This window comes from Roseomonas populi, from assembly GCF_024594815.1.
GTDB lineage: Bacteria > Pseudomonadota > Alphaproteobacteria > Acetobacterales > Acetobacteraceae > Roseomonas > Roseomonas populi.
Map to the genome: position 1 here is coordinate 20125 of NZ_JANJOU010000021.1, position 21497 is coordinate 41621.

Annotated in this window: 22 protein-coding genes; 6 read left to right on the forward strand and 16 right to left on the reverse strand. The window is 72.2% G+C overall.

Translation table 11 applies throughout. The annotated features are described in order from the left end of the window. Positions 1 to 45: 45 nt before the first annotated feature. Genes NRP21_RS20570 through NRP21_RS20600 form a run of 7 tightly spaced genes read right to left on the reverse strand, consistent with a single transcriptional unit; the run spans position 46 to position 5605 of the window. A complete protein-coding gene (locus tag NRP21_RS20570) occupies positions 46 to 786 on the reverse strand; it encodes a GntR family transcriptional regulator (protein ID WP_257718111.1) in 741 nt (246 codons plus the stop codon). Between the two features lie 46 nt (positions 787 to 832). Next, positions 833 to 1747, reverse strand: coding sequence for an NAD(P)-dependent oxidoreductase (locus NRP21_RS20575; RefSeq protein ID WP_257718112.1), 915 nt, complete (start codon positions 1745 to 1747; stop codon positions 833 to 835). Beyond that, positions 1744 to 2382 (reverse strand): fumarate hydratase C-terminal domain-containing protein, encoded by a 639-nt coding sequence (locus NRP21_RS20580; protein ID WP_257718113.1) that lies wholly within the window; start codon positions 2380 to 2382, stop codon positions 1744 to 1746. The genes NRP21_RS20575 and NRP21_RS20580 overlap by 4 nt, the downstream gene beginning before the upstream one ends. 9 nt (positions 2383 to 2391) lie before the next feature. Then, positions 2392 to 3261 carry a fumarate hydratase gene (locus NRP21_RS20585; protein WP_257718114.1) on the reverse strand — a complete coding sequence of 290 codons (870 nt, stop codon included), beginning with the start codon at positions 3259 to 3261 and terminating at the stop codon, positions 2392 to 2394. A 20-nt stretch (positions 3262 to 3281) separates the two neighbouring features. Next, positions 3282 to 3884, reverse strand: a complete 603-nt coding sequence (gene pcaG / locus NRP21_RS20590; protein WP_257718115.1) for a protocatechuate 3,4-dioxygenase subunit alpha — start codon at positions 3882 to 3884, stop codon at positions 3282 to 3284. A gap of 4 nt (positions 3885 to 3888) precedes the next feature. Then, complete coding sequence (locus NRP21_RS20595; protein ID WP_257718116.1) at positions 3889 to 4614, reverse strand: dioxygenase family protein; 726 nt, start codon at positions 4612 to 4614, stop codon at positions 3889 to 3891. A gap of 10 nt (positions 4615 to 4624) precedes the next feature. Next, a complete protein-coding gene (locus NRP21_RS20600) occupies positions 4625 to 5605 on the reverse strand; it encodes a tripartite tricarboxylate transporter substrate-binding protein (RefSeq protein WP_257718117.1) in 981 nt (326 codons plus the stop codon). A 190-nt stretch (positions 5606 to 5795) separates the two neighbouring features. Between NRP21_RS20600 and NRP21_RS20605 the strand changes: the two genes are divergently transcribed. The 3 genes from NRP21_RS20605 to NRP21_RS20615 are packed head-to-tail and all read left to right on the forward strand — an operon-like array spanning position 5796 to position 8431. Next, positions 5796 to 6644, forward strand: coding sequence for an alpha/beta fold hydrolase (locus NRP21_RS20605; protein ID WP_257718118.1), 849 nt, complete (start codon positions 5796 to 5798; stop codon positions 6642 to 6644). After that, complete coding sequence (locus NRP21_RS20610) at positions 6644 to 7603, forward strand: Bug family tripartite tricarboxylate transporter substrate binding protein (protein ID WP_257718177.1); 960 nt, start codon at positions 6644 to 6646, stop codon at positions 7601 to 7603. The genes NRP21_RS20605 and NRP21_RS20610 overlap by 1 nt, the downstream gene beginning before the upstream one ends. Before the next feature lie 15 nt (positions 7604 to 7618). Then, the gene (locus NRP21_RS20615; protein ID WP_257718119.1) at positions 7619 to 8431 is read left to right on the forward strand and encodes an alpha/beta fold hydrolase; all 813 of its coding nucleotides are present in this window, start codon (positions 7619 to 7621) and stop codon (positions 8429 to 8431) included. A 60-nt stretch (positions 8432 to 8491) separates the two neighbouring features. Here NRP21_RS20615 and NRP21_RS20620 read toward each other — a convergent pair whose 3' ends face one another. From NRP21_RS20620 to NRP21_RS20650, 7 genes are all read right to left on the reverse strand, one after another. After that, on the reverse strand, positions 8492 to 9403 hold the full coding sequence (locus NRP21_RS20620) for a mechanosensitive ion channel family protein (protein ID WP_257718120.1): 912 nt from the start codon (positions 9401 to 9403) through the stop codon (positions 8492 to 8494). 63 nt (positions 9404 to 9466) lie between these two features. Further along, positions 9467 to 9913: a DMT family transporter gene (locus NRP21_RS20625; RefSeq protein ID WP_257718121.1), complete on the reverse strand. Its 447-nt coding sequence runs from the start codon at positions 9911 to 9913 to the stop codon at positions 9467 to 9469. A gap of 12 nt (positions 9914 to 9925) precedes the next feature. Next, positions 9926 to 11191, reverse strand: coding sequence for a Gfo/Idh/MocA family protein (locus tag NRP21_RS20630; protein ID WP_257718122.1), 1266 nt, complete (start codon positions 11189 to 11191; stop codon positions 9926 to 9928). Continuing rightward, entirely contained in the window at positions 11188 to 11877 is a 690-nt protein-coding gene (locus tag NRP21_RS20635; protein WP_257718123.1) for a DUF1275 domain-containing protein, read from the reverse strand. The genes NRP21_RS20630 and NRP21_RS20635 overlap by 4 nt, the downstream gene beginning before the upstream one ends. A 444-nt stretch (positions 11878 to 12321) precedes the next feature. Beyond that, complete coding sequence (locus tag NRP21_RS20640) at positions 12322 to 14007, reverse strand: sensor histidine kinase (RefSeq protein WP_257718124.1); 1686 nt, start codon at positions 14005 to 14007, stop codon at positions 12322 to 12324. 134 nt (positions 14008 to 14141) lie between these two features. Continuing rightward, positions 14142 to 14369 carry a hypothetical protein gene (locus NRP21_RS20645; protein WP_257718125.1) on the reverse strand — a complete coding sequence of 76 codons (228 nt, stop codon included), beginning with the start codon at positions 14367 to 14369 and terminating at the stop codon, positions 14142 to 14144. Positions 14370 to 14495: 126 nt separating this feature from the next. After that, complete coding sequence (locus tag NRP21_RS20650; protein WP_257718126.1) at positions 14496 to 15197, reverse strand: response regulator transcription factor; 702 nt, start codon at positions 15195 to 15197, stop codon at positions 14496 to 14498. A gap of 85 nt (positions 15198 to 15282) precedes the next feature. Here NRP21_RS20650 and NRP21_RS20655 point away from each other — a divergent pair, with 85 nt between their 5' ends. From NRP21_RS20655 to dnaQ, 3 genes are all read left to right on the forward strand, one after another. Next, on the forward strand, positions 15283 to 15774 hold the full coding sequence (locus tag NRP21_RS20655) for a HugZ family pyridoxamine 5'-phosphate oxidase (protein WP_257718127.1): 492 nt from the start codon (positions 15283 to 15285) through the stop codon (positions 15772 to 15774). A 170-nt stretch (positions 15775 to 15944) separates the two neighbouring features. Further along, positions 15945 to 17549 (forward strand): phosphoenolpyruvate carboxykinase (ATP), encoded by a 1605-nt coding sequence (gene pckA, locus NRP21_RS20660; protein WP_257718128.1) that lies wholly within the window; start codon positions 15945 to 15947, stop codon positions 17547 to 17549. A gap of 79 nt (positions 17550 to 17628) precedes the next feature. Next, the gene (gene dnaQ / locus NRP21_RS20665; RefSeq protein WP_257718129.1) at positions 17629 to 18315 is read left to right on the forward strand and encodes a DNA polymerase III subunit epsilon; all 687 of its coding nucleotides are present in this window, start codon (positions 17629 to 17631) and stop codon (positions 18313 to 18315) included. 259 nt (positions 18316 to 18574) lie between these two features. On the opposite strand, the gene NRP21_RS20670 is transcribed toward dnaQ, so the two are convergent. After that, positions 18575 to 19459: an SMP-30/gluconolactonase/LRE family protein gene (locus tag NRP21_RS20670; RefSeq protein WP_257718130.1), complete on the reverse strand. Its 885-nt coding sequence runs from the start codon at positions 19457 to 19459 to the stop codon at positions 18575 to 18577. 53 nt (positions 19460 to 19512) lie between these two features. Continuing rightward, positions 19513 to 21411: an AI-2E family transporter gene (locus tag NRP21_RS20675; protein WP_257718131.1), complete on the reverse strand. Its 1899-nt coding sequence runs from the start codon at positions 21409 to 21411 to the stop codon at positions 19513 to 19515. Positions 21412 to 21497 lie beyond the last annotated feature (86 nt).

Sequence of the window (21497 nt, forward strand, 5' to 3'; positions counted from 1 at the left end):
ATGTCTTTTATGGGCCGGCCTCCGCCCCGTCCAGCCCGATCCGGCCTACTTCAGCTTGATGTCGATCCGCACCACGTCGCCGCGGTAGATCCCGTCCGCCACCAGCACCAGCGTGCCCTTCGCGTCCACCGCCGCGCGGTGCACGAAGGCCACGGGCGCGTTCAGCGGCAGCTGCAGCGCATCCGCGCTCTCCACATCGGCCACGCCGATCGTCAGCGTCTGCCGCGCATCCACCACCTGCACGCCCTTCAGGCCGGAGACGAGGCGCAGCGCGGTCTTGGTCGAGAGGTCCTCGGCGGTGACGAGGGGCGAGAGCCGCGCGTCGAGATAGACATCGGCCAGCAGGAAGGGCTGCCCGTCCCGCCAGTGGCGCCGGCGGATGTGGCGGTAGAGCGGCGCGGGCTCGCCGATGCTGTCGGGGATGGTGCCGCCGGGGATGCCGGCGGTGTCGGACAGGATCTCGATCTCGGCGCCCTCGCGGGAGCGGAGAAGGCCGTTCCAGTCCGCCTCCACGTCGCACCACAGCCGGTTCGCGGGCGTCTTGCGGACGAAGGTGCCCTTGGCGCGGAAGCGCTCGATCAGCCCGTCCGCCTCCAGCTCGTCCAGCGCCTGGCGGATGGTGGCCCGCGCCACGCTGCACTCGGCCGCCAGCTCGTCCACCGTCGGGATCTGCTGGCCGAGCTTCCAGGTCCCGCCCTCGATCCTCCGGCGGAACAGGGTGGCGAGCTGGATGTAGCGCGGCACGGCGCTGCGGCTGAGGTCGAGCCGGCCGGAGGGGGCGTTCATCCCCCCTTGTCGCACATCCGCGCCCGCGCGCAGAAGCGCTGCCGCCTCAGGCCGCCGCATCGTAGAAGGCCTCGCCCCCGCGGAAGGCCGCGATATCCCGCAGCATCCGCGCGATGATCGCCGCCCGCGTCTCATGCGTCAGCGAGGCGTAGTGGGGCGCCAGCACGGCGTTCTCCAGCGCGGTGAAGCGGGGATCGAGCCCCGGCTCGCTCGCGAAGACGTCCAGCCCCGCCGCGGCGATGCCGCCCCCCTCCAGCGCCGCCAGCAGCGCCGCCTCGTCCACCACCGACCCGCGCGCGATGTTCACCAGCACGCCGCGAGGCCCCAGCGCGGCCAGGGCGCGCGCATCCACCATGTGCCGCGTCTCCGGCCCGCCCGGGGTCGCCAGGATCAGCACGTCCGTCCACTCCGCCAGGGCGGGCACGTCCGGGTGGTAGCGCCAGGGCGCCTCCGGCTTCGGGCGCGGGCCGGTCCAGCCCACCTCCATCCCGATCCCCGCCGCGCGCCGCGCGATGGCGGCCCCGATCCGCCCGAGCCCGACGACCCCCGCGCGCTTGCGGTGCAGGCTGGTGCCCGGGCTCATCCGCCCCTGCATCCAGCGCCCGGCGCGCACGAAGCGGTCCGCCTCCGCGATGCGGCGGGCGGCGGCGTACATGAGCCCGATCGCGAAATCCGCCACGTCCTCCGTCAGCTCGTCCGGCGTGTGGCTCACGGCGATGCCGCGCGCCCGGGCGGCGCCGAGGTCGATCTTGTCCAGCCCCACGCCCATGGAGGCGATCAGCCGCAGCCCCGGCCGCGCCGCCATGGCCCCGGCATCGGCGCCCACCATGCCCGTGGTCACGGCGATGCGCGCCTCGGCCGCCGCCGGGTCCTCCGCGCCCACCACGGCGTAATCCGCCGCCAGCGCGTCCCGCAGGTCCTGGGGCAGGGTGGCCAGGGCCAGGATCGTCTCGCGGCTCATGCCGTTCCCTCCGCCGCCGCCCGCGCGCGGGCGAGTTCGGCCATGATCTCCGGCATGCGCGCCGCCGCCGTCTCGCTGAGGCTGCCGTAGAGGCTGTTGCCGTGCGCGTCGATGCCCACGGTCAGCGGCCCCAGCCCCTCCACCTGCAGCGTAACGAGGCGGTAGTGGGACACCAGGTCGTTCCAGTTCACCGAGACCACCGCCCGGATCGCGTCCGACAGCAGCGGCGCCCCGCCGCCGACGAAGGAGAGGTACACCCCGCCTACCTCGCGCAGCGCCGCCACGCAGGCCGCGTCCAGCCCGCCCTTGCCGCCCACGGCGCGCAGGCCGAAATGGCGGATCAGCCCGGGCATCAGCGGGTTGAAGCGCGTGCTGGTGGTGGGGTTCATGTACAGCACCTCGAACCCGCCCCCTTCCGTCTCGCGCGAGTAGCTGCCGAGGTGGAACAGGCTGCCCCCGTGCAGGTCCTGCGGCGCCTCACGTTTCCCCTCCGCCACCTCCACGATGCGATGGTGCGTCGGCAGCCCGGCGGTGATGGTGATCTCCCCATCCAGCAGCACCATGTCGCCGGCGCGCAGCGAGAGCGCGTCCTCGGCCGAGAGCGGCATCCGCAGCCGCCGGATCTCCTCCTCCACGGCGGCCCCCTACTCGATCCGCTCCAGCCGCCCGTCCTCGTAGAGGCGGGCGCGGGTGCGGCGGTTGATCCAGCAATTGTAGGCGACGGCAACGGGCGTGAAGCCGTGCCCCGCCGCGTACTCCACGTGCACGCCCAGCGCGGTGGTGTCGCCGCCCGTTCCCATCGGCCCGAAGCCCGTGGCGTTCACCGCCTTGAGGAGCCGCTCCTCCATCGCCGCCAGGATCGGCTCCGGGTTCTTCGTGCCGTAAGGGCGGAGCGTGGCCCGCGCCGCGAGCTTCGCGCAGTAATCGAAGGTGCCGCCGATGCCCACGCCGATGTTCACGGGCGGGCAGTGCTGGGAGCCGGCCTTCAGCACGCACTCCATGACGAAGGCCTCGATCTGCTCCAGCGTGGGGAAGGTGAAGATCTCCATCGCCGCCCAGCGGCCGGAGCCGAGCGCCTTGGGCTGGCAGGTGATGTCCACATACTCCGCGCCGTCGATCAGGTCCCAGGTGACCAGCGGCATCTCCTTGCCGCGGTAGCTGCGCTCGTTGGTCAGGGGATTGGTCACGTGCTTCAGCAGCGGCGGGTTCGTCGTGGCCACCAGCTCGTCGAAGCCGTCCACCAGGGCGCGCTTGATGTCGCCCTCCAGCCGCACGCCCGTGCCGATGGCGATGACGTAGTTCGGCACGCCGGAGTCCGAGCAGACCAGCCGGTCCTGCGTCTCCGCCATCTCCGCGCTGCGCAGCAGGATGCCCAGCGTCTTGCGCGCCACCTCGTTCGTCTCGCTCTCCCGCGCGCGGCGCAGCGCGTCCAGCGTGTCGTCCGGGACCTTGCGCAGCGACCACTCGTAGAGCTGAGCGGTCGCGCGCTTCATCATGCCGTAGGTGATGGGCACGTCGTCTCCCTCGCTCCTTCTCAGTCCTCGAAGAAGGGCGTCTCCTCCTCCACGCCGCCGCGCAGGTGGATGTCGAAGCGGAAAACGCGCACGCCGCCCTCCTCCCCTTCCGGCACGGCCACGATCTTCCCGCGCCGCGCCTCCGGCACGAGGCTCAGCAGCGGATCGGCCGCGTTCGCCTCCGCGAAGTCCGGGAAGAACAGCGTAGCCAGCACGCGCCGCATCAGCCCCGCGCCCATGACGGTGAGGTTGACGTGCGGCGCCCGCCGCCCGGCCGGGTCGTCGAAGCCGCCGGGCATCAGCGTGCGGAACTCGTAGTGCCCCTCCGCATCCGTCCAGGCGCGGCCCCAGCCCAGGAAATCCGGGTCGGCCAGGTGCTGCTCGGGGTCCGCCGGGTGGTTGAAGCGCCCCTCCGCATCGGCCTGCCAGGCCTCCAGGATCATGTTGATGCAGGGGAAGCCGCCCTCCTTCGTCACGCGCCCGCGGATCAGGATCGCCTCTCCGCGCGCCGTGGGCTGCGCCCCGGCATGCAGCCGCGTCAGGTCGTTGTCGCCCTCCGTGAAGAAGGTCTGCGGGAAGAAGGGGCCGATCGTGTGCTGGGAGATCGGGGCGAGGCTGCTCATCCGCTCAGGCCTCCGGCGTCGCGTATCGCCCGCGCAGGACGATGTCGTGGGTGAAGGCGATCCATCCGTCACCGACCTCAGCGGGGTGGGTCTGGCGCGCGACCAGCCGGTCCCGGGCGGCGGCATCGGGGATGGATTGCAGGATGCGGTCCCACTCGTTCATCGGGTCGCCCGGGAAGTACATCTGGGTCACGAGGCGCGAGAGCGAGGAGGGGCCGAGCACGGAGAAGTGGACGTGCGGCGGCCGCCACCACGTGTCCTTCACCGGCACGGGATAGGCGCCGGGCTTGATGGTGAAGAAGGCGTAGCGCCCCTCCTCATCCGTCCGTACGCGGCCGTTGCCGACGAAGTTCGGGTCCAGCGGCGCGTCGCGCTGGTCGATCGGGTGGTAGTAGCGGCCGGCGGCATTGGCCTGCCACAGCTCCACCACCGCCCCGCGCACCGGCCGCCCCGCCTCGTCCAGGATGCGGCCGGACATGTGCATCAGCTGGCCCTGCGCCATCCGCCCCGGGCCGAGCACGGCCAGGTTGCTCTCGTCGCAGGGCAGCTTGCGCCACAGGTCCAGCGGCCCCGTCGCCTCGGTGCGCGTCACCGGGCGGCGGATCAGGGGCTGGGCGGGGGTATGCGTCCAGGTGTTGGGATAGCCCTCGATCGGCACCGCCGGCTCGATCCCCTCGGGGAAGGGATCGAAGCGGTCGGGGAAGGGCGGCGGGGGGAAGTTGGTGTCCATGACCTGGCCCTCACTCGTCCGGCTTGAAGCCGGAGGCGGCGACGATCGGCCCCCAGGCCGCCGTCTCGCGCGCGATGCGCTCGCGGAAGGCGCCGGGCTCCAGCGTCAGCGGCGCGATGTCGATCCGCGTCAACGCCTCCCTGATCTCCGTCGTGGCCGCGGCGGCGGCGATCGCCTCGTGCAGGGCCGAGACCGTGGCGGGCGAGGCGCCGGCGGGCAGGACCGCACCGTACCACTCCTCGTGTACCAGGTCGGGGAAGCCGGATTCCGCGAAGGTCGGCACCTCCTGCAGCCGCGGCAGGCGCTGTGGGGAGGAAATGGCGAGGAGACGCACCTCGCCCGCCCGATGGAAGGCCGTCAGCTCGCCCAGCGGCAGGATCACCGCGGCCAGCGTGCCGGCCAGCAGGTCGGCCGCGGCCGGCGCGGAGCCGCGATAGGGGATGTGGCTCATCGTCAGCCCGGCCATGCGCGCCATTTCCGTGCCGATGAAGTGCGGCATGGAGCCGGGGACGGGCGAGGCCCAGTCCACGGAGGGGCGCGTCTTCCCCCAGGCAACGAACTCCTGCAGCGTCTTCGCCGGGTGCTTCGAGGAAACCGCGAGGCCGAAGGGGAAGATGCAGACCGGCGAGACGGGCGTGAAGTCCTTCAGCGGGTCGTAGCGCAACGTCCGCGCGTAGAGATGCGGGTAGATCGTCAGCATGGAGGCCGGCGTGATGACGAAGGCCGTGCCGTCCGGCGCCAGGGGCTTGAGGTTCTCGAGCGCGAGGCGGCCGCCGGCGCCGGGGCGGTTGTCCACCACCATCTGCGTCCCGCCGGCGCGCAGCCGTTCGACATAGAGGCGGGTGACGCTGTCCGCCGTGCCGCCGGGCGGGAAGCCGACAATGGCGCGGCCGGTGCGGGCATTCTGGGCCAGGGCCGGGCCCGCCGCGGCGGCGAGTGCCGCGCCGGCAGTCCCGAGAAGGGCCGCACGGCGGCCGATTGGGGTGCTCATTCCTGTTCGAACCTTCTGGACGTTCTTCGCGGGCCGTTCAGGCCCTGCGTTGCGGATCGCAGCTTGCGCCCGATCCCCCTCATGGAGGCAAGCCTGCCAAAGCCGCCCCTATGTGTCAATTGGCTGACCTTTTGACATCGGGCGCGCCCGCTGGCACCGTGACCTTCAAGAAAGCAGGCGGAGGGAGGCAATGCGGCGTCGAATCGCGGTCCCGGTCCTGATGCTGCTGATGGGTGGAATGCCGGGGATGCTGGCCGCGATGATGGAACACGGGACGCTGGAACTGCCATCCGGAAGGCTGGCCCTGCTGCGCGAGGGAAGCGGCCCCGTCATCGTCCTGCTGCCCTCCCTCGGGCGCGGGCAGGAGGATTTCGACGATCTCGCGCCGCGCCTGGCCGCCGCGGGCTTCCGCGTGCTGCGGCCGGAGCCGCGCGGCATCGGCGGATCGGCCCCGCTGCCTCCCGGCGCCACGCTGCACGACATGGCGGCCGACGTGGCCGCCGCGATTGAGGCCGAAGGTGGCGGCCCCGCGATCGTCGTAGGCCACGCGGCGGGAAACTGGGTGGCGCGCGTCCTCTCGCATGACAGGCCGGACCTCGTGCGCGCCGTGGCCCTGCTCGCGGCCGTGACGGGCACCGAGGTGGACCCGGAGATCCGCCGCTCCATCACCGCCAGCTTCACCCTCACCCTCTCCGACGAGGAGCGGCTGTCGCACCTCCGCCGCGCCTACTTCGCCCCCGGCAACGATGCGAGCGTGTGGCTGCCGGGCTGGCATCCGGAGGTCTCCATGGCGCAGCGCGCCGCGGCGGCCGCCACGAAGGACAAGGCCTGGCTGCGCGCGGCGGAGCGCCACCCGCTGCTCTATGTCGCGGCGGCCGAGGACGCGATCGCGGCGCCTCCCTCATTGGAGGATCTGCAGGCCACCCTCGGCCCGCGCGTGACTCGCGTGGTGGTGGAGCGCGCCGGGCACGCCCTGGTGCCGGAACAGCCCGCGGCGGTGGCGGAAGCGCTGGTCTCCTTCGCGCGGGGCGTGCCGTGATGCGCCGCCGCGCGCTGCTGGGCGCCGGGCTGGCCCTGCCCGCCCTTCCGGCCCGCGCCGAATTCCCGGGCCGCAGCATCCGCCTGATCGTGCCCTACCCGCCCGGCGGCATCACGGATCTCGTCGCGCGCAGGGTGGCGGAAGGGCTGGGCGTGGTCTGGGAACGGCCGGTGGTGGTGGATAACCGCCCGGGCGCGGGCGGGAATATTGCGGCCACGCTCGCCGCGCGCGCGGCGCCGGACGGCAACACCCTCTACATGGGCTTCGCCGGCACCCACGCGATGAATGTCAGCCTCTACCGGAAGCTGGAATACGATCCGGTCGCGGATTTCACGCCCGTCTCGCTGCTGATCGAATCGCCGCTCGCCCTGACGATCCATCCCTCCATCCCCGCGCGGAACCTCGCGGAGCTCACGGCCTACGCGAAGGCCAATCCCGGCAAACTCGCCTTCGGCTCCTCGGGGAATGGCGGCGCCTCCCACCGCTCGCTGGAAATGTACAAGTCGATGGCGGGGGTGGACATCCTGCACGTGCCCTATCGTGGTGCGGCGCAGTCCAACACCGACCTGCTGGGCGGCAAGATCGGGGGCATGTTCGACACGCTGATCACCGCCGCGCCCAATATCCGCGCGGGCGCCGTGCGCGCCCTGGCGGTCACGGGCCGCAACCGCGCCGCGATGCTGCCGGACGTGCCAACCATGTCCGAGGCGGGGCTACCCGGCTACGTCTTCCTCACCTGGCTTGGGCTGCTGACGCCGGCGGGGCTGCCGGATGCGGTGCGGGACCGCATGAACCGCGATGTCCGCACCGTGCTGGCCGATCCGGGCATGCGGCGCTGGTGCGAGGAGAACGGGCTGGAAGCCGCCCCCTCCTCGCCGGAGAGGTTCGCGGGGTACATGGCGGAGGAGACGACCCGCTTCGCCGCCTTCGTGCGCGAGACGGGCATGACGCTGGACTGAGCGGGAGAGAAGGCTTTGACAGACGAGACGCAGGCCGTGCGCGCGAACGGCCTCCGCTTCCATTGCCGCCTGGACGGGCCGGAGGGCGCGCCCTGGATGGTGTTCAGCAACTCCCTCGTGACGAACCTCTCCGTCTGGGACGCGCAGGTGGCCGCCTTCGCCGGGCGCTACCGCATTCTCCGCTACGACCAGCGCGGCCATGGCGGCACGGAGGTTCCGGCGGAGCCCGCGAGCTTTGAGGTGCTGGCCGAGGACGCGGCGGCGCTGATGGCGCATTTCGGCGCGCGCGCCGCGGTCTTCGCGGGTGTCTCCATGGGCGCCGCCACCGCCCTCCTCCTTGCCGCGCGCCATCCCGGGCTGGTCTCCGCCGTCATCGCCTCGGACGGGCAGGCGGCCACGGCGCCCGGCGGGGCGCAGGCCTGGCAGGAGCGGATCGACCTCGCGCGCGAGAAGGGCATGGAGACCTTCGCCGACGCCACGGTGAAGCGCTGGTTCTCCCCCGCCTCCATCGAGGCGGGAAACCCCGCCATCGCCCCCGTGCGGAAGATGATCACCACGACGCCCGAGGCCGGCTTCGTCGCCTGCGCCCGCGCCCTGCAATCCTACGACCTCCGCGCGGAGCTTCCCGCCCTGCGCCAGCCCATGCTGCTGGTCGCGGGGGAGGCGGACGGCGCCATGCCGAAGACCATGCGCGGCATGGCCGAGGTGATCCCGGATTCGCACTTCGTCGAGATCCCCGCTGCCGGCCATCTTCCCTGCATCGAGGCGCCCGGCCCCTTCAACGCCGCGATGGAGGGCTTCCTGGCGGAGAGCGCCCGCCCGGCCTGAGGCGGGGCACAGGACGGCACTCGCGCCGGGGGGGCGGGAAGCCGCGGGCGCGGCGTGCCGTCACGCGCCCTCCCGTGCCGCGCCATTGGCGCGCCGCGGCGCCACCTCTCCGCGCGGGCCGAGATGGTCGCCATTCACCTCGTCGTGGAGCATCACGATGCGGGTGGGAAAGGCCAGGTCCACCCCGTCCTCCCGCATGGCCTTCCGGATCGCCGCAATGGCGCGCCCCTGCCCGGTCACGACCTTGTTGCGCACGCTGTCCGTCCACCAGCGCACCCGCAGCGTCACGCCCGCCTCGCCGAACTCCCAGGCGCGGGCATCGGGCGGCGGATCCTTCGCGATGCCTTCCACTCCTGAAAGGGCGCGCACCGCAGCGGCGGCCACGGCGTCCGGGTCCTTGTCGTAGCCGATCGTCACGTCGGCCTGGCTGCGCCGCAGGGGGAAGTGCGTCCGCACGATGATGCTGCGCGTGTAGAGATTGCTGTTGGGGATCAGCACGCGCTGGCCGTCATAGGTCTTGATGATGGTCGCGCGCGCCTCGACCTGCTCCACCGTCCCCTCATGCGCCCCGGAGACGATCTGGTCGCCCACGCGGAAGGGCTGGCTGTAGAGGATCAACACCCCGGAGAACCAGTTCTGCAGGATGTCGCGGAAGGCCAGCCCGACCGCGAGCGAGCCCACCCCGAGCGTCGCCAGCAGGTCGGACGGCTTCACCGAGGGAAAGACGATCGTCGCGAAGACGAGGATCCCCGCGAAGATGAGGGACCAGCGGGCGAAGCCGCCGAGCAGCGCGCCCAGGTCCGGGCGTCGCCGGCGCGTGAAGGCGAAGAGCACGGCCCGCCGGGCCGCCAGCCCCCCGATCCAGAACCCTGCCAGCACGGCCAGCCCGATCCCGATATTCGGCAGGACCCAGAAGAAGCCCTCGACCATGCTCTGCAGCTTGCTGGTGGTGAGCTGTTCCGGCTGCTGCATGACCTGACCCGACGCTGACGCAGGGGCTTCAACGCGCCGCGGCGGTGCCGGTTCGGGAAAGGGCTACGAGCGCGCCACCAGCACGATCGCCCCGATCGCCATGGCAGCGCCGAGCAGCCGCATGGCCGAGAGCGGCCGCGGTTCCAGCCCCATCAACCCGAAGCGGTCCAGCAGGATGGAGGCGACGACGGCGAGGCAGGCCGTGATCACGGTGAAGGTCCCGGCCCCGAGCGGGCGGGTGGCGAGCATCCCCGCCAGCACGAAGGCCAGGTTGCACAGCCCGCCCACCCAGGCCCACCAGGGCAGGCCGGCCAGGCGCGGCCCGAGGTCGCGGAAGGAGAGGCCGAGGAAGGGTGAGAGCAGCAGCAGGCCGAGCAACGCGACCGCGTAGACGACCAGCGCCGCGAGCGCGGTGCTTCCCATCCCCTCGTGCAGCCGCGCGCCGGCGGCGGACTGGACGGGGTTGCCGATCCCCGCGACCACCGCGGCCAGCCAGGCGAGCCAGCCCATCAGCCCCCCTCCTCAGCCAAGTTCGGGCCCGCGGAAGGCGTCGGTTCCCTCCACGGGCGGGATCGCCACCGGCACGCCCTCCCGCGCGGAGCGGTAGAGCGCCTCCATCAGCAGGTGGTCCTGCACCCCCTCCTCGCCGGGCGTGCGCGGCTCGCGGCCCTCCAGGATGCACTCGGCGAAGTGGTCGATCTCCAGCGCGAACTGGTTCTTCGCGCCCAGGCGAAGCTCCTCCACGGACTCGCTCTCCCCCTTGCGCCGCGCGATCCGCATGCGCTGGCCGCGATAGGCGAAGGCGTTCTCCAGGTCGATCCAGCCGCGCTCCAGCCGGACGCGCAGGTCCTTGCTCTCGTGCGCGCCGTAGCTGGTGGCGCAGTTGGCGATGGCGCCGGAGGGAAAGCGCAGCATGAACACCGTCGTCTCGTCGATGTCGGCGTAGCGCGCGTCGCCCTCGGGGTTCACGATGCGGGCGAAGACCTCCACCGGCTCCTCGCCCAGCACCGCGCGCACGCCGTTCAGGCAGTAGAGGCCGATGTCCGGCAGCGCGCCGCCGCCGGCCAGCGGCGCCTTCAGCCGCCACTGGTCGGCCGGCCCCTGCACCTGGGTGTTGGTCGCCTCCAGCACGCGCGGACGGCCGAGCTCGCCGGAGCGGACCAGGCGCACGGTCTCACGGTTGAAGGGCTCGTACTGGCAGCGATAGGCGATCATCAGCCGCACGCCGGCCTTGCGGCAGGCCTCCACCATCTCGCGCGCCTCGGCGGAGGTGTTGGCCATCGGCTTCTCGCAGAGCACGTGCTTGCCCGCCTTTGCCACGGCCAGCACGTTGTCGCGATGCAGCCCGTTCGGCGTCACGACATAGACGGCCTGCACCTCCGGGTTCTCCGAGAGGCGGTGCACCTCGTCGTAGCCGTACACGCTCTCCGGCGCGATCCCGTACTGCGCGGCGACCACCCGCGCCTTCTCCGGGCTGCCGGAGACGAGCGCGACCGGGCGCGCCGCCTTGCACTCGGCGAAGGCGGGCAGGATCTCCTCCAGGCTCAGCCGGCCCAGCCCCATCACCGCGAAGCCCACGCGCTTCCCCGGCGGCATCGGCGCGGGCGGGGGCGGCGCGGGCTTGTCCGCCTCGCCCTTCCAGTTCTCGAACGCCACGGCGCCGTCCTCCACCCCGCCGCGGTCGATGGAGGAGGGCGGCGGCGGGGCGGCGGGCGCCGCGGCGGGCAGGGCGGGCCCCTCGGGCGTGCCGGGCCCGGTGGGGCGGACCGGATGGGCGGCGTCGGTCAAGCGGCGTGCTCCTTCTGGGCGGGATTCACGGATGGGCGCAGCGCAAGGAATGCGCCCGCCAGCAGGGTGGCGCCGGCCGGCAGGACCAGGGCGTAGGCACCGGCAACGGGGTCGATCAGCGCGGAGGCCGCCGCCCCCGCGAGCAGCGACGCCCAGCGGAGGAGGTTCCTGCCCGCGCGCAGCACCTCGCCGGCGGCCAGGGCGCGGGCCGTGCGGACGAGCGCGCCGGTGATGAAGGTCACGCCGGGATCGCCCTGCAGAACCTGGTTCACGGCCCCCATGGCGGCCGCGACCGCCAGCAGGACCCCCAGCGGCCAGCGCCCCTCATGGGCGCCGAGGCCGAGAAGGATGGCGAGCACCAGCATCCCCCCGACCAGCAGGAGGGCCGGCGCCGGGCGTCCCCCATCCCCGCCACGGGCGAGCCGCGCGGCCAGGGTGGAGCTCGCCAGGAATGCCAGGATCACGGCGGCGAGCGGCCAGGCCTTCGCCAGGGCGCCGGACGCAAGGGATTCCGCCAGTTTCGCCGAGTTGCCGGTCATGTAGACCGGCAGGATCTCGCCCCCGCGGAGCACCACCTGGGCATCCACCCACCCCGCCAGGGCGGTCAGGCCGCAGGCCGCCAGCAAGGGGGCGCCGGCCTCCTTCGCCCGGAACTTCGCGCCGGAGGCCGGATCCTGCGCCGTCACGCCGGGATGCCGGGGGGCACGAGGGTGGCAGGCCTGGGTCTTGTCATCCGTCTCTCCACCGGGGATGCGCCCGCTCTGCGGTCCCGCTCCAAACGGCGCTCAGCCCCCGCGGATCACTGCCCCAAGTGCAACAGAGTATTTCGTGCGGCTCCCGGGGATGCCTTGCCTCCCCTGGACCCCTCCACCGGGGTGGCAACCGCCATCCCGGACCCCGCGATCGGGCTGCCGCGGACGCGATGATCGAAGCCTTCGACCCCGCGTCGGCCCGGGCCACCTTGTCAGTCGCCGAGGGTCACGAACCCTCGGCGCGCAACAGCGCAGCACGTCGCGGCAGCCTTGAAGAAGAAGATGAGAGGGGGGCCAGGGGGAGAGAGTTCCTTCTCTCCCCCTGGGGCAACCAGGGCCCGCAGCCCAGGCCAAAACCCCGAAGCCGGGCCAGCCCGTTCAGGCCACCGGCAGCCGCACCACGAAGCGCGCCCCGGCCACGGAGCCGTCCGGGTTGCGCCGGTTCTCGGCGGAGATGCGCCCCCCCAGCCCTTCCACGATCTGGCGGGAGATGGAGAGGCCAAGGCCGGAGTGCTGGCCGAAGCGCTCGCCGCTCGGGCGCTCCGTGTAGAAGCGGTCGAAGATGCCCTCCAGCTTGGCCTCGGGGATGCCGGGCCCCTCGTCCTCGATGGCGATCTCCGCCATGGCGCCCGTGGTCTTCGCGCGCACGCGGACGGCGCCGTTGGGCGGGGAGAAGGACACGGCGTTGCCCAGCAGGTTGCGGAAGACCTGCACCAGCCGCCCCTCCACCCCGCGCACCACCAGGCGGGCGGGCGAGTCGATCTCCATCACGGGATCGCCTTCGCCGCGCGTGGCGCCGTGCAGCTCCACCAGGGTGGAGAGGATAGGGCCCACATCCACCGGCTCGGCGACGGAGCGGGAGAGCTCCGCATCCACGCGGGAGCTGTCGGAGATATCGCCAATGAGGCGGTCCATCCGCACCGCGTCCTCGGCGATGATGGCGAGGAGCCGCTTCTGCTGCTCCGGGTTCTCCACCCGCCGCAGCGTCTCGATGGCGGAGCGGACGGAGGTGAGGGGGTTGCGAAGCTCGTGCGCCACATCGGCCGCGAAGCGCTCATTGGCGTCCACGCGCGCCCAGAGGGCGTTGGCGCCGGATTGCAGCGCGCGGGCGAGCGTTCCGATCTCGTCCTGCCGCCCCATCAGAGGTGCGGGTACCGATCCGCCGCGTCCCTTGCCCTGCCGCATGGAGGCCGCTGAGGCTGCCAGTTCCAGCATCGGCGAGGCGAGGGTGCGGGCGAGATAGACGGAGAGCGCGACGGTGAGCGCCAGCGCCATGACGAAGAGGACGAGGACGGAGCCGCGGATCTCCATCACGCGCTCGTCCACCTCCCGCGCCTCCCGCGTCAGCAGCACGATGCCGACGGGCTGGTTGGCGCGGCGCGCGGGCTCGGCCACCGAGACGAGGAGGCGGCCGTCGCCGGTGCGGCGGACATAGGGGTTCACCCCGCCCTCCAGCGCCAGGCGAAGCTCCTCCCGCCGGTCCGGCCCCAGGTCGGGCTGCCAGTCGAAGGAGGCGGCGTCCGCGCTCTCGTCCACCACCACGGCGGGGCCGTGCACGCGGGGGCGGGGCAGCCAGTCCACCAGGCGCTCGTAGATGCGGCCGATCAGCCCGGCCACCGGGCCCGGCTGCTCCGGCGGGGGCAGGGGCTCGGTCACGATGGCGCCGCCCGGGCCTTCCCGCACGCGGCTGTCGGCCACCAGCAGCCCGTTGTTGTCGAAGAGCTTCGCCTGGGTGCCCGGGCTCGGCTCCGTCAGGCGGCGCAGCAGGGGGCGGGCGGTCTCCGGCACCAGGGTGGCGCGGTCGTCCTGGATCCGCACGCCGGCCTCGGCGATGCCGTTGGCGTAGATCCGGGCCTGGGTGCGCAGCCCCTGCACCTCCGCGGCCAGCAGGCCGTCCTGGTACTGGTCCAGGTAGAGAAGGGTGGCCGCCAGCAGGAAGGGCGGCAGCATGTTCACCAGCAGGATGCGGCGCAGGAGCGGCGAGACGCGCCGGTTCCTTCCGCGCCGCTCCAGGGGCACGGCGGGCGGGATTTCGGTCGAGATCGGGCCGCTGGCATCCGGCATGGGGGCAACCTACGACGATTCCGGGGCCGAAGGTGAGACCGGGGAGTGGCTTTCCCGAGGCGGCGTGCATGAAAAAAGGGCCGCCGGAGGATCCGGCGGCCCTTTCTGTCGGCTTCGCGGCGCGAAGCGGCGGTTCAGGCGTGCTGACCGCCGCCGCCCGTGGCGCCGCTCCGCTCCAGCAGGTCCTGCGCGGAATTGGCTGAATTGTCGGCCAGCGGGGTGCGGCTATTGGCCTGCTGGACCCAGGGGCCGGAGGCCGTGGCGCCCTCGGGCACGCGGTCCTGGTCGGCGAAGGCGGGGGCAGAGGCCAGCGCGCCGCCGATCAGGGCGGCGGCGAGGGCGAAGTTGCGGATGGTGGACATCAGATCATGCCTTGAGTGGTAGGCGGCGGCACCATGTCGTCGTCTGTTGGCCCGGATATGTGCCCACGCGCCGCCGAACTCCACTCGAAGCTGTGGATGCCAGCTATCCACCCAGCGAATGGATCCTCACGCTTCCTTGTAGCGGTAACCGATCCCGTACAGCGTCTCGATCTGCCCGAAGGCGTCGTCCACGGCCCGGAACTTCTTCCGCACGCGCTTGACGTGGCTGTCGATCGTGCGGTCGTCCACGTAGATGTTCTCGCCATAGGCGGCGTCGATGAGCTGGTCGCGGTTCTTCACCATGCCCGGGCGCACGGCCAGGGCCTTCACCAGCAGGAACTCGGTCACGGTCAGCTGCACCGGCTTTCCCTTCCAGGTGCAGGTGTGCTTCGTCTCATCCAGCACCAGGTCGCCGCGGGCGATCACGCCGCCCTGGGGCGTGCCGCTGCCCTCGGCCCGGCTCGCCTCGTTCCGGCGCAGCAGGGTGCGGATGCGCTCCAGCAGCAGGCGCTGGGAGAAGGGCTTGGTGATGTAGTCGTCAGCCCCCAGGCGCAGGCCCATCAGCTCGTCCAGCTCGTCGTCCTTGCTGGTCAGGAAGATCACGGGCATCCCGCTGCGCTGGCGCAGGCGCTGCAGCAGCTCCATCCCGTCCATGCGGGGCATCTTGATGTCCAGCACGGCGAGATCCACGGGACGGGCCATCAGGCCCTGCAGCGCGCTCTCCCCGTCCGTGTAGGTGCGGACCGTGAATCCCTCCTGCTCCAGCGTCATGGAGACGGAGGTGAGGATGTTGCGGTCATCATCGACGAGGGCGATGGTGTGGGGCATCGGGCGTCCCTGAAGGCCTGGTCGCGGCGGCGACGCGGGATGGTGTGGCAGCCGATTGTGGCCGCGAGATGGAGCGGAGTTTGCCATGTCAGGGGAAGAACCGGGAGAGGCGGGGGGCGCGGCAACCGACCCGGCCGTGGAGGCGCGCCGGCTGATGCGCCGGGCCGATTCCGCCACCCTGGCCACGGTGGGGGAGGGCGGGCAGCCCTTCGCATCCCTCGTCACCCCTGCCGTCGCGCCGGACGGGGCCGTGCTGCTCTTCCTCTCCGCCCTGTCGGAGCACACGCGCCAGCTCCGGGGCGACGGGCGCTGCGCCCTGCTGTTCCAGGGCGCCGCGGAAGGCCCGAACCCGCAGACCACGCCGCGCGTGAGCGTGACAGGGCTGGCCGAGACGGTGGACGACCCCGAGCTGAAGGCGTGCTGGCTGGCCCGCCACCCCTATGCCGAACCCTATGCCGGCTTCGCGGATTTCAGCCTCTGGCGGGTGGCACCCGGAGGCGCGCTGCTGGTGCTGGGCTTCGGCCGGGCACACCGCCTGCGCGCGGCGGCGCTGCGGCCGGAGCCGGGGGAGGCGTAGCCTCGTCTCACGATCGCGTCATGCTGCGCTTGCTAAGTAACTGTCCGGTTATTTTTCGATGTGAGCGTATCCGGCCTTAATTTTGCGCCGAAGCTGGGCGATTATGTCGTTGTTCCACGCGACTCCCTGGCGAAGGGGGGGTCGAGCCATCCAGAGGCATGTACTTAGCAATGAACGAGATCAGCCACGCCCGGGCCCTGTCCGGCACCGGCGTCACGGCCACGGCCGCGATCCACGCCAACCTGACCGCCCCCGGGCTGATCCAGCACGCCATGCGCCGCGGCGAGGGCCGCCTCTCCGCCGACGGCGCCTTCATGGGCGTGACAGGCGTGCACACCGGCCGCTCCGTGGCCGACAAGTTCGTGGCCGACGACGCCGAGGTCACGAAGGAGATCTGGTGGGGCAAGGTCAACCAGAAGCTCGACCCCGCGAAGTTCGAGGCCTTCACCGCCGACGTCCGCGCCTATCTCGGCAAGCAGCCCGAGCTCTTCACCGAGGACCTCTACGCCGGCGCCGATCCCGCCTACCGCATCAAGGTGCGGCTGGTGACGACGAATGCCTGGCACGCCCTCTTCGCCCGCAACATGTTCATCCGCCCGCCGGTGGAGGAGCTGGCCGGCTTCGAGCCGGACTACGTGATCCTGCACGCGCCCGAGATGGACGCGAAGCCCGAGCACGGCGGCCGCCCGAACTCCACCACCCTCATCGCCCTCTCCTTCGCCAAGAAGATCATCGCGATCGCCGGCACCTCCTACGCCGGCGAGATCAAGAAGAGCATCTTCACCGTGATGAACTGGCTGCTGCCGGCGCAGGGCGTGCTGCCGATGCACTGCTCCGCCAACGTGGGCAAGCAGGGCGACACGGCGCTGTTCTTCGGCCTCTCGGGCACCGGCAAGACCACCCTCTCCTCGGACCCCGAGCGCGCGCTGATCGGCGATGACGAGCACGGCTGGACGAAGACGGGCGTCTTCAACTTCGAGGGCGGCTGCTACGCCAAGGTCATCAAGCTCTCCCGCGAGGCCGAGCCGCAGATCTGGGACGCCTCCCACCGCTTCGGCGCCGTGCTGGAGAACGTGATCGGCGACGAGCGCGGCAACCTCGACCTCGAGAACGGCTCCCTCACCGAGAACACCCGCTCCTGCTACCCGATCGAGTTCATCCCGAACACGGTGCCGGGCGGCCAGGCGGGCCTGCCGAAGAACGTGGTGATGCTGACGGCCGACGCCTTCGGCGTGCTGCCCCCGATCAGCAAGCTGACCCCGGCGCAGGCCATGTACCACTTCATGTCCGGCTACACCGCGAAGGTGGCGGGCACGGAGAAGGGCCTGGGCAAGGAGCCGCAGGCCACCTTCTCCACCTGCTTCGGCGCCCCCTTCCTGCCGCGCCACCCCGAGGTGTACGGCAAGATGCTGGCCGAGCTGATCGAGCGCGACGGCGCCCAGGTGTGGCTGGTGAACACCGGCTGGACCGGCGGCGCCTACGGCACCGGCCACCGCATGTCGATCAAGCACACCCGCGCCCTGCTGCGCGCCGCGCTGGACGGCAGCCTGGCGAAGGTGGAGTTCGAGACCGAGCCCTTCTTCGGCCTCTCCATCCCGAAGGCGCTGGAGGGCGTGCCCGCCGAGGTGCTGAACCCCCGCGGCAGCTGGGCCGACAAGGCCGGTTACGACGCCACGGCGAAGAAGCTGCAGGGCCTGTTCGAGAAGAACTTCGAGACCTTCGCCGGCGCCGTCAGCGAAGACGTGAAGAAGGCCGCCATCAAGGCCGCCGCCTGATGCGACCGGGGGAGGGCCACGCGGCCCTCCCCCAACGCCTCCCCTGGGTCGCGGGCCCCGGTGAGGCTATATCTCCCCCATGTCCCGCGCCCTCATCCTCGACACCGAGACCACCGGCCTAGACCCCGCCACCGGCGACCGCGTGCTGGAAGTGGCGGCGATCGAGGTGGTCAACCTCATGCCCACCGGGCGGCACTTCCATAAGCTGATCAACCCCGAGCGCGACGTGCCGCCCGAGGCCACGAAGGTCCACGGCTTCACCGCCTCCATGCTGGCGGACAAGCCCCTTTTCGCCGCGATCCTGCCCGAACTCCTCGAGTTCCTGCGGGACGATCCCGTGATCGCCCACAACGCGCCCTTCGACTTCAAATTCCTCGATTACGAGTTCGACCGCTGCGACACGCCGCGCATCCCGCGCAGCCGCATGGTGGACACGCTGGAGATGGCGAAGAAGCGCTTCCCCGGCCTGCCCAACTCGCTGGACGCCCTCTGCCGCCGCTTCGGCATCGACCTCTCGGCCCGCACCACCCACAACGCCCTGCTGGACGTGCAACTCCTCGGCCAAGTCTACCTGGAACTCATGGGCGGCAAGCAGCCCGGCCTGGAGCTCGCCACCACCCTCGGCGGCTCCCGCACCAGCCTCGCTACCACCGCGGGCCCCGTCGCCCGCACGCCCCGGCCCATCGTAAACACGCCGGAGGAACTGGAACGCCACGCGGCCTTCGTCGGGAAGCTGAAGGAACCGGTCTGGGCTAGCCTGGGGTGAGGCGGTCTGTGGCCAGGGAGAGGAAGAAGGAATTCTTCCTCTCCCCGGACCCCTCTCCATCATCTTCTTTTTCGAATTGGAATCACGGGGCTGACGGTGCGCCTCGGGTCATGGACCCGAGGCGACTGCAAGGGCAGGAAGAAGCCCCTCCATACCGAGACCCCGTGTCAGGCCGGCGCGGCGGCAGCCAGACGGGAGGTCCAGGAACCTCAGGTTCCTGGCGGGGGTCCAGGGGGCGGAGCCCCCGGGGCCGCACCGATCAGAACCCAGCCACCTCCACGGTCGGCAGCCCTGGAACCGGCGCGGGGAGGGCGAGGAGTTTCCCGTCCGCCCGCCCCGCGCGCTCGTCTGGCGGCAAGTCCTTGTTGGCGGAAGTGACGAAGATCGTGCCGAGGTCCTCGCCCCCGAAGGCGGGCATCGTCGGCCAGCGCACGGGCAGGTCCACTCGGCGCTCCAGCCTGCCGTCCGGGTCGAAACGCAGCAGGCAGCCGGCACCGTAGATCGCGGACCAGTAGAAGCCGTCGCGGTCCACCGAGGCGCCGTCGGGGCCCTCGCCCTCCTCCACCCGCGCGAAAACCCTGGGATTGGACACGTCACCCGTGGCGGGGTCGTAGTCGTAGGCGCGGATGACGTGGGCGGGCGTGTCGGCGTGGTACATGGTCCGCCCGTCCGGGCTCCAGGCCAGGCCGTTGCTGGTGGCCACGGGATCGGTCAGCGTGGTCCAGCGGCCATCGCCGTATCGCCACAGAGGGGCGGCCTGGGGCGCATCGGACAGCTCGCCCGGCGGCAGCGGCTCGTACATCGCGCCGAGCAGGAATCGCCCGGCGGGGTCGCAGCGGCCGTCATTCAGCACGAAGCGCCGTGCATCGCAGGGCGCGGGGGCAAGGAAGTCCAGCGTGCCGGCCGAAAGGTCCAGGTGATGCAGTCCTGTGCGCAGGGGCAGCAGCACGCCACGGGCGGTGGGCGCGCAGGCGCCGATCAGGGCTGGCATCTCCCAGGCCTCGTCCCTGCCGGTCGTAGGGTCGAAGCGGTGCAGCGCAGGCGCTCGCGAGTCGATCCAGAGCAGGCGCCGGGTGCGGGTGCACCAGGCCGGGCTCTCGCCGTTCAGGGCGGCGTCCGCGGGCAGGATGGTGATCTCGGGCATGGCGGGGCAACGCCGCGGCCCGCCTCGGGGATGCGCCCGCTTCGATGCGCGGTTCAGGCGTCGCGGGGTCCGCCCAGGCAGACCAGCGCGTCCCGCAGGGACCGGGCCTCGCAGGCGCCGTCGCTCTCCTCCCGCAGGGCCGCGAGCACGGAGCTGTCGCGCTCCGCGCCCCAGACGCCGGCGACCAGCAGGGCCTCGGGGAAGCGCCGGCGCAGGCGGCGCATGGCGTAGCGGGCGCTGGCCGCGCCGCTGCCGCCATCCAGCGCGGAAAGCACGACAGCCCGCACGCCCTGGGGCGGTGGCGCGGCGTCGCGCAGGGCCTCCGTGGACAGGGTCTGGACGCCGTAGCCCGCCAGTTCCAGCACCTGGGCGAGCATGGCGGTGGCCTGTCCGTCCAGCCGGCCGCGCCCGGACACGCAGAGCACGCTGCCCCTTGCCTCCCAGCCAGGCGGGGCGGCGGGCGGCGGGGCTGCGGCGGGCTCGTCCCGCTCCACCGGGCCGTCCGTCACCAGCGCGGCCGGTTCCAGGTCCTCGTGCTCGGAGAGGTCGTCCAGCAGCCCGTCCACCCGCGCGCGCAGCGTGTCCAGCCGCGTCTTGTCCAAGGCCCCGCGAGTGGCATCCCCCTGCGCGAGCGTCAGGCCGGGCAGGGCGACCGTGTCGTAGTAGGCGTGCAGCGGCAGGGTGCGGAGCTGCAGCTCCGCCTGTTCGGCCAGCCCATCGCCGTCCCCGGCCAGCGCCCGCTGGTAGAAGGCCTCCGGCGGGGCCAGGGCGGCGCGGTCCCCCAGCAGCACGTCCAGGAATTCCAGCCGGTCCACGTGGCGGCCCAGAACCACCAGCCCGACCGTCAGCGGCGTGGCTAGCAGCAGCCCTACCGGTCCCCAGAGCCAGGCCCAGAAGGCCGTGGCCAGCAGCACCGCCACGGGGGAGAGGCCGGTGGAGTGGCCATAGACCAGCGGCTCGAAGACCTGCCCCATCACGGGCTCGAGCACGCCGAACAGGACGACGACCCAGATCAGCATCGTCCAGCCGGGATCGACCGCGATGGCCAGCAGCACGGGAAACGCCGCCGCGATGAAGCCGCCGATGAAGGGGACGAAGCGCATCATCCCCGCGATCACGCCCCAGAGGAGAGGGTTCGGGATGCCGATGGCCCAGAGCCCGACGGAGATCAGCACGCCGAAGCCCGCGTTCAGCGCGGTCTGCGCCAGGAAGTAGCGGGAGAGGCGGGAGGCGGCCTCGTTCAGAGCCGCCGTGGTGCGCTGCAGGTCGCGCGAGCCCATCAGCTTGATCAGCCGGTCCCGCAGGTCCTCCCGGTAGAGCAGCAGGAAGACGACGAAGACGATCACGATGCCCGTGGTGGCCACCGGGCCCAGCAGCGGCCCGACCACGCGCTGCATCACCACCAGGATGCCCGGCGTCGGCTCCCGCACCTCCACGGGCATGGGCGGCAGCCCGGCCTGGGGCGCGGCGGCGGGGGAGGAGGGGGCCTCCGCCCGCGGGGCCAGGTTGCGGCCGAGATCCTGCATCATGCCGGTGACGCGGCCGATCAGCCCGTGGTCGCCCAGCAGCCCGTTCAGCTTCTGCATCACGGTGGCCTGGTAGAAGGGCAGCTCGTTCGCCAGGTCCGCCAGTTGCCGGCCCATCAGCACGCCGATGCCGGAGATGACGCCCACCGCCAGCAGCACGCCGGCCAGCTCCGCCGCCACCCGGGGCACGCCGAACTTGCGGAAGGCCCGCACCACCGGGGCCAGCACGAAGGCTAGCAGGACCGCTAGGGCCAGCGGCACCAGCAGCTCCCGCGTGAAGTAGAGCACGGCAACCAGGGCGATGCCGGCATAGAGCATCCCGGGCCCTGCCTCCGGCGCCCCCGCGGCTGCCACCCCGTTGGACAGGCTGGAGGCGACGAGGCCGGGGCGTTGCGGCGGGGCCGGGCGGAGGACGGGCTCGGACATGGTCTCACTGCTGGAACTGGCCGGGGGGGAACGCCGCCCGTCGCACTTCGTCACAGGCGATGGTGGGGAAGGCCGGGCGCTGGCCG

Excerpts from the sequence above, each read along its gene's own strand:
- NRP21_RS20570 (WP_257718111.1), bottom strand. The coding sequence starts at position 786 with ATGAACGCCCCCTCCGGCCGGCTCGACCTCAGCCGCAGCGCCGTGCCG.
- NRP21_RS20575 (WP_257718112.1), bottom strand. The coding sequence starts at position 1,747 with ATGAGCCGCGAGACGATCCTGGCCCTGGCCACCCTGCCCCAGGACCTG.
- pcaG (WP_257718115.1), bottom strand. The coding sequence starts at position 3,884 with ATGAGCAGCCTCGCCCCGATCTCCCAGCACACGATCGGCCCCTTCTTC.
- NRP21_RS20595 (WP_257718116.1), bottom strand. The coding sequence starts at position 4,614 with ATGGACACCAACTTCCCCCCGCCGCCCTTCCCCGACCGCTTCGATCCC.
- NRP21_RS20600 (WP_257718117.1), bottom strand. The coding sequence starts at position 5,605 with ATGAGCACCCCAATCGGCCGCCGTGCGGCCCTTCTCGGGACTGCCGGC.
- NRP21_RS20605 (WP_257718118.1), top strand. The coding sequence starts at position 5,796 with ATGCGGCGTCGAATCGCGGTCCCGGTCCTGATGCTGCTGATGGGTGGA.
- NRP21_RS20610 (WP_257718177.1), top strand. The coding sequence starts at position 6,644 with ATGCGCCGCCGCGCGCTGCTGGGCGCCGGGCTGGCCCTGCCCGCCCTT.
- NRP21_RS20620 (WP_257718120.1), bottom strand. The coding sequence starts at position 9,403 with ATGCAGCAGCCGGAACAGCTCACCACCAGCAAGCTGCAGAGCATGGTC.
- NRP21_RS20625 (WP_257718121.1), bottom strand. The coding sequence starts at position 9,913 with ATGGGCTGGCTCGCCTGGCTGGCCGCGGTGGTCGCGGGGATCGGCAAC.
- NRP21_RS20640 (WP_257718124.1), bottom strand. The coding sequence starts at position 14,007 with ATGCCGGATGCCAGCGGCCCGATCTCGACCGAAATCCCGCCCGCCGTG.
- NRP21_RS20645 (WP_257718125.1), bottom strand. The coding sequence starts at position 14,369 with ATGTCCACCATCCGCAACTTCGCCCTCGCCGCCGCCCTGATCGGCGGC.
- NRP21_RS20650 (WP_257718126.1), bottom strand. The coding sequence starts at position 15,197 with ATGCCCCACACCATCGCCCTCGTCGATGATGACCGCAACATCCTCACC.
- NRP21_RS20655 (WP_257718127.1), top strand. The coding sequence starts at position 15,283 with ATGTCAGGGGAAGAACCGGGAGAGGCGGGGGGCGCGGCAACCGACCCG.
- pckA (WP_257718128.1), top strand. The coding sequence starts at position 15,945 with ATGAACGAGATCAGCCACGCCCGGGCCCTGTCCGGCACCGGCGTCACG.
- dnaQ (WP_257718129.1), top strand. The coding sequence starts at position 17,629 with ATGTCCCGCGCCCTCATCCTCGACACCGAGACCACCGGCCTAGACCCC.
- NRP21_RS20670 (WP_257718130.1), bottom strand. The coding sequence starts at position 19,459 with ATGCCCGAGATCACCATCCTGCCCGCGGACGCCGCCCTGAACGGCGAG.
- NRP21_RS20675 (WP_257718131.1), bottom strand. The coding sequence starts at position 21,411 with ATGTCCGAGCCCGTCCTCCGCCCGGCCCCGCCGCAACGCCCCGGCCTC.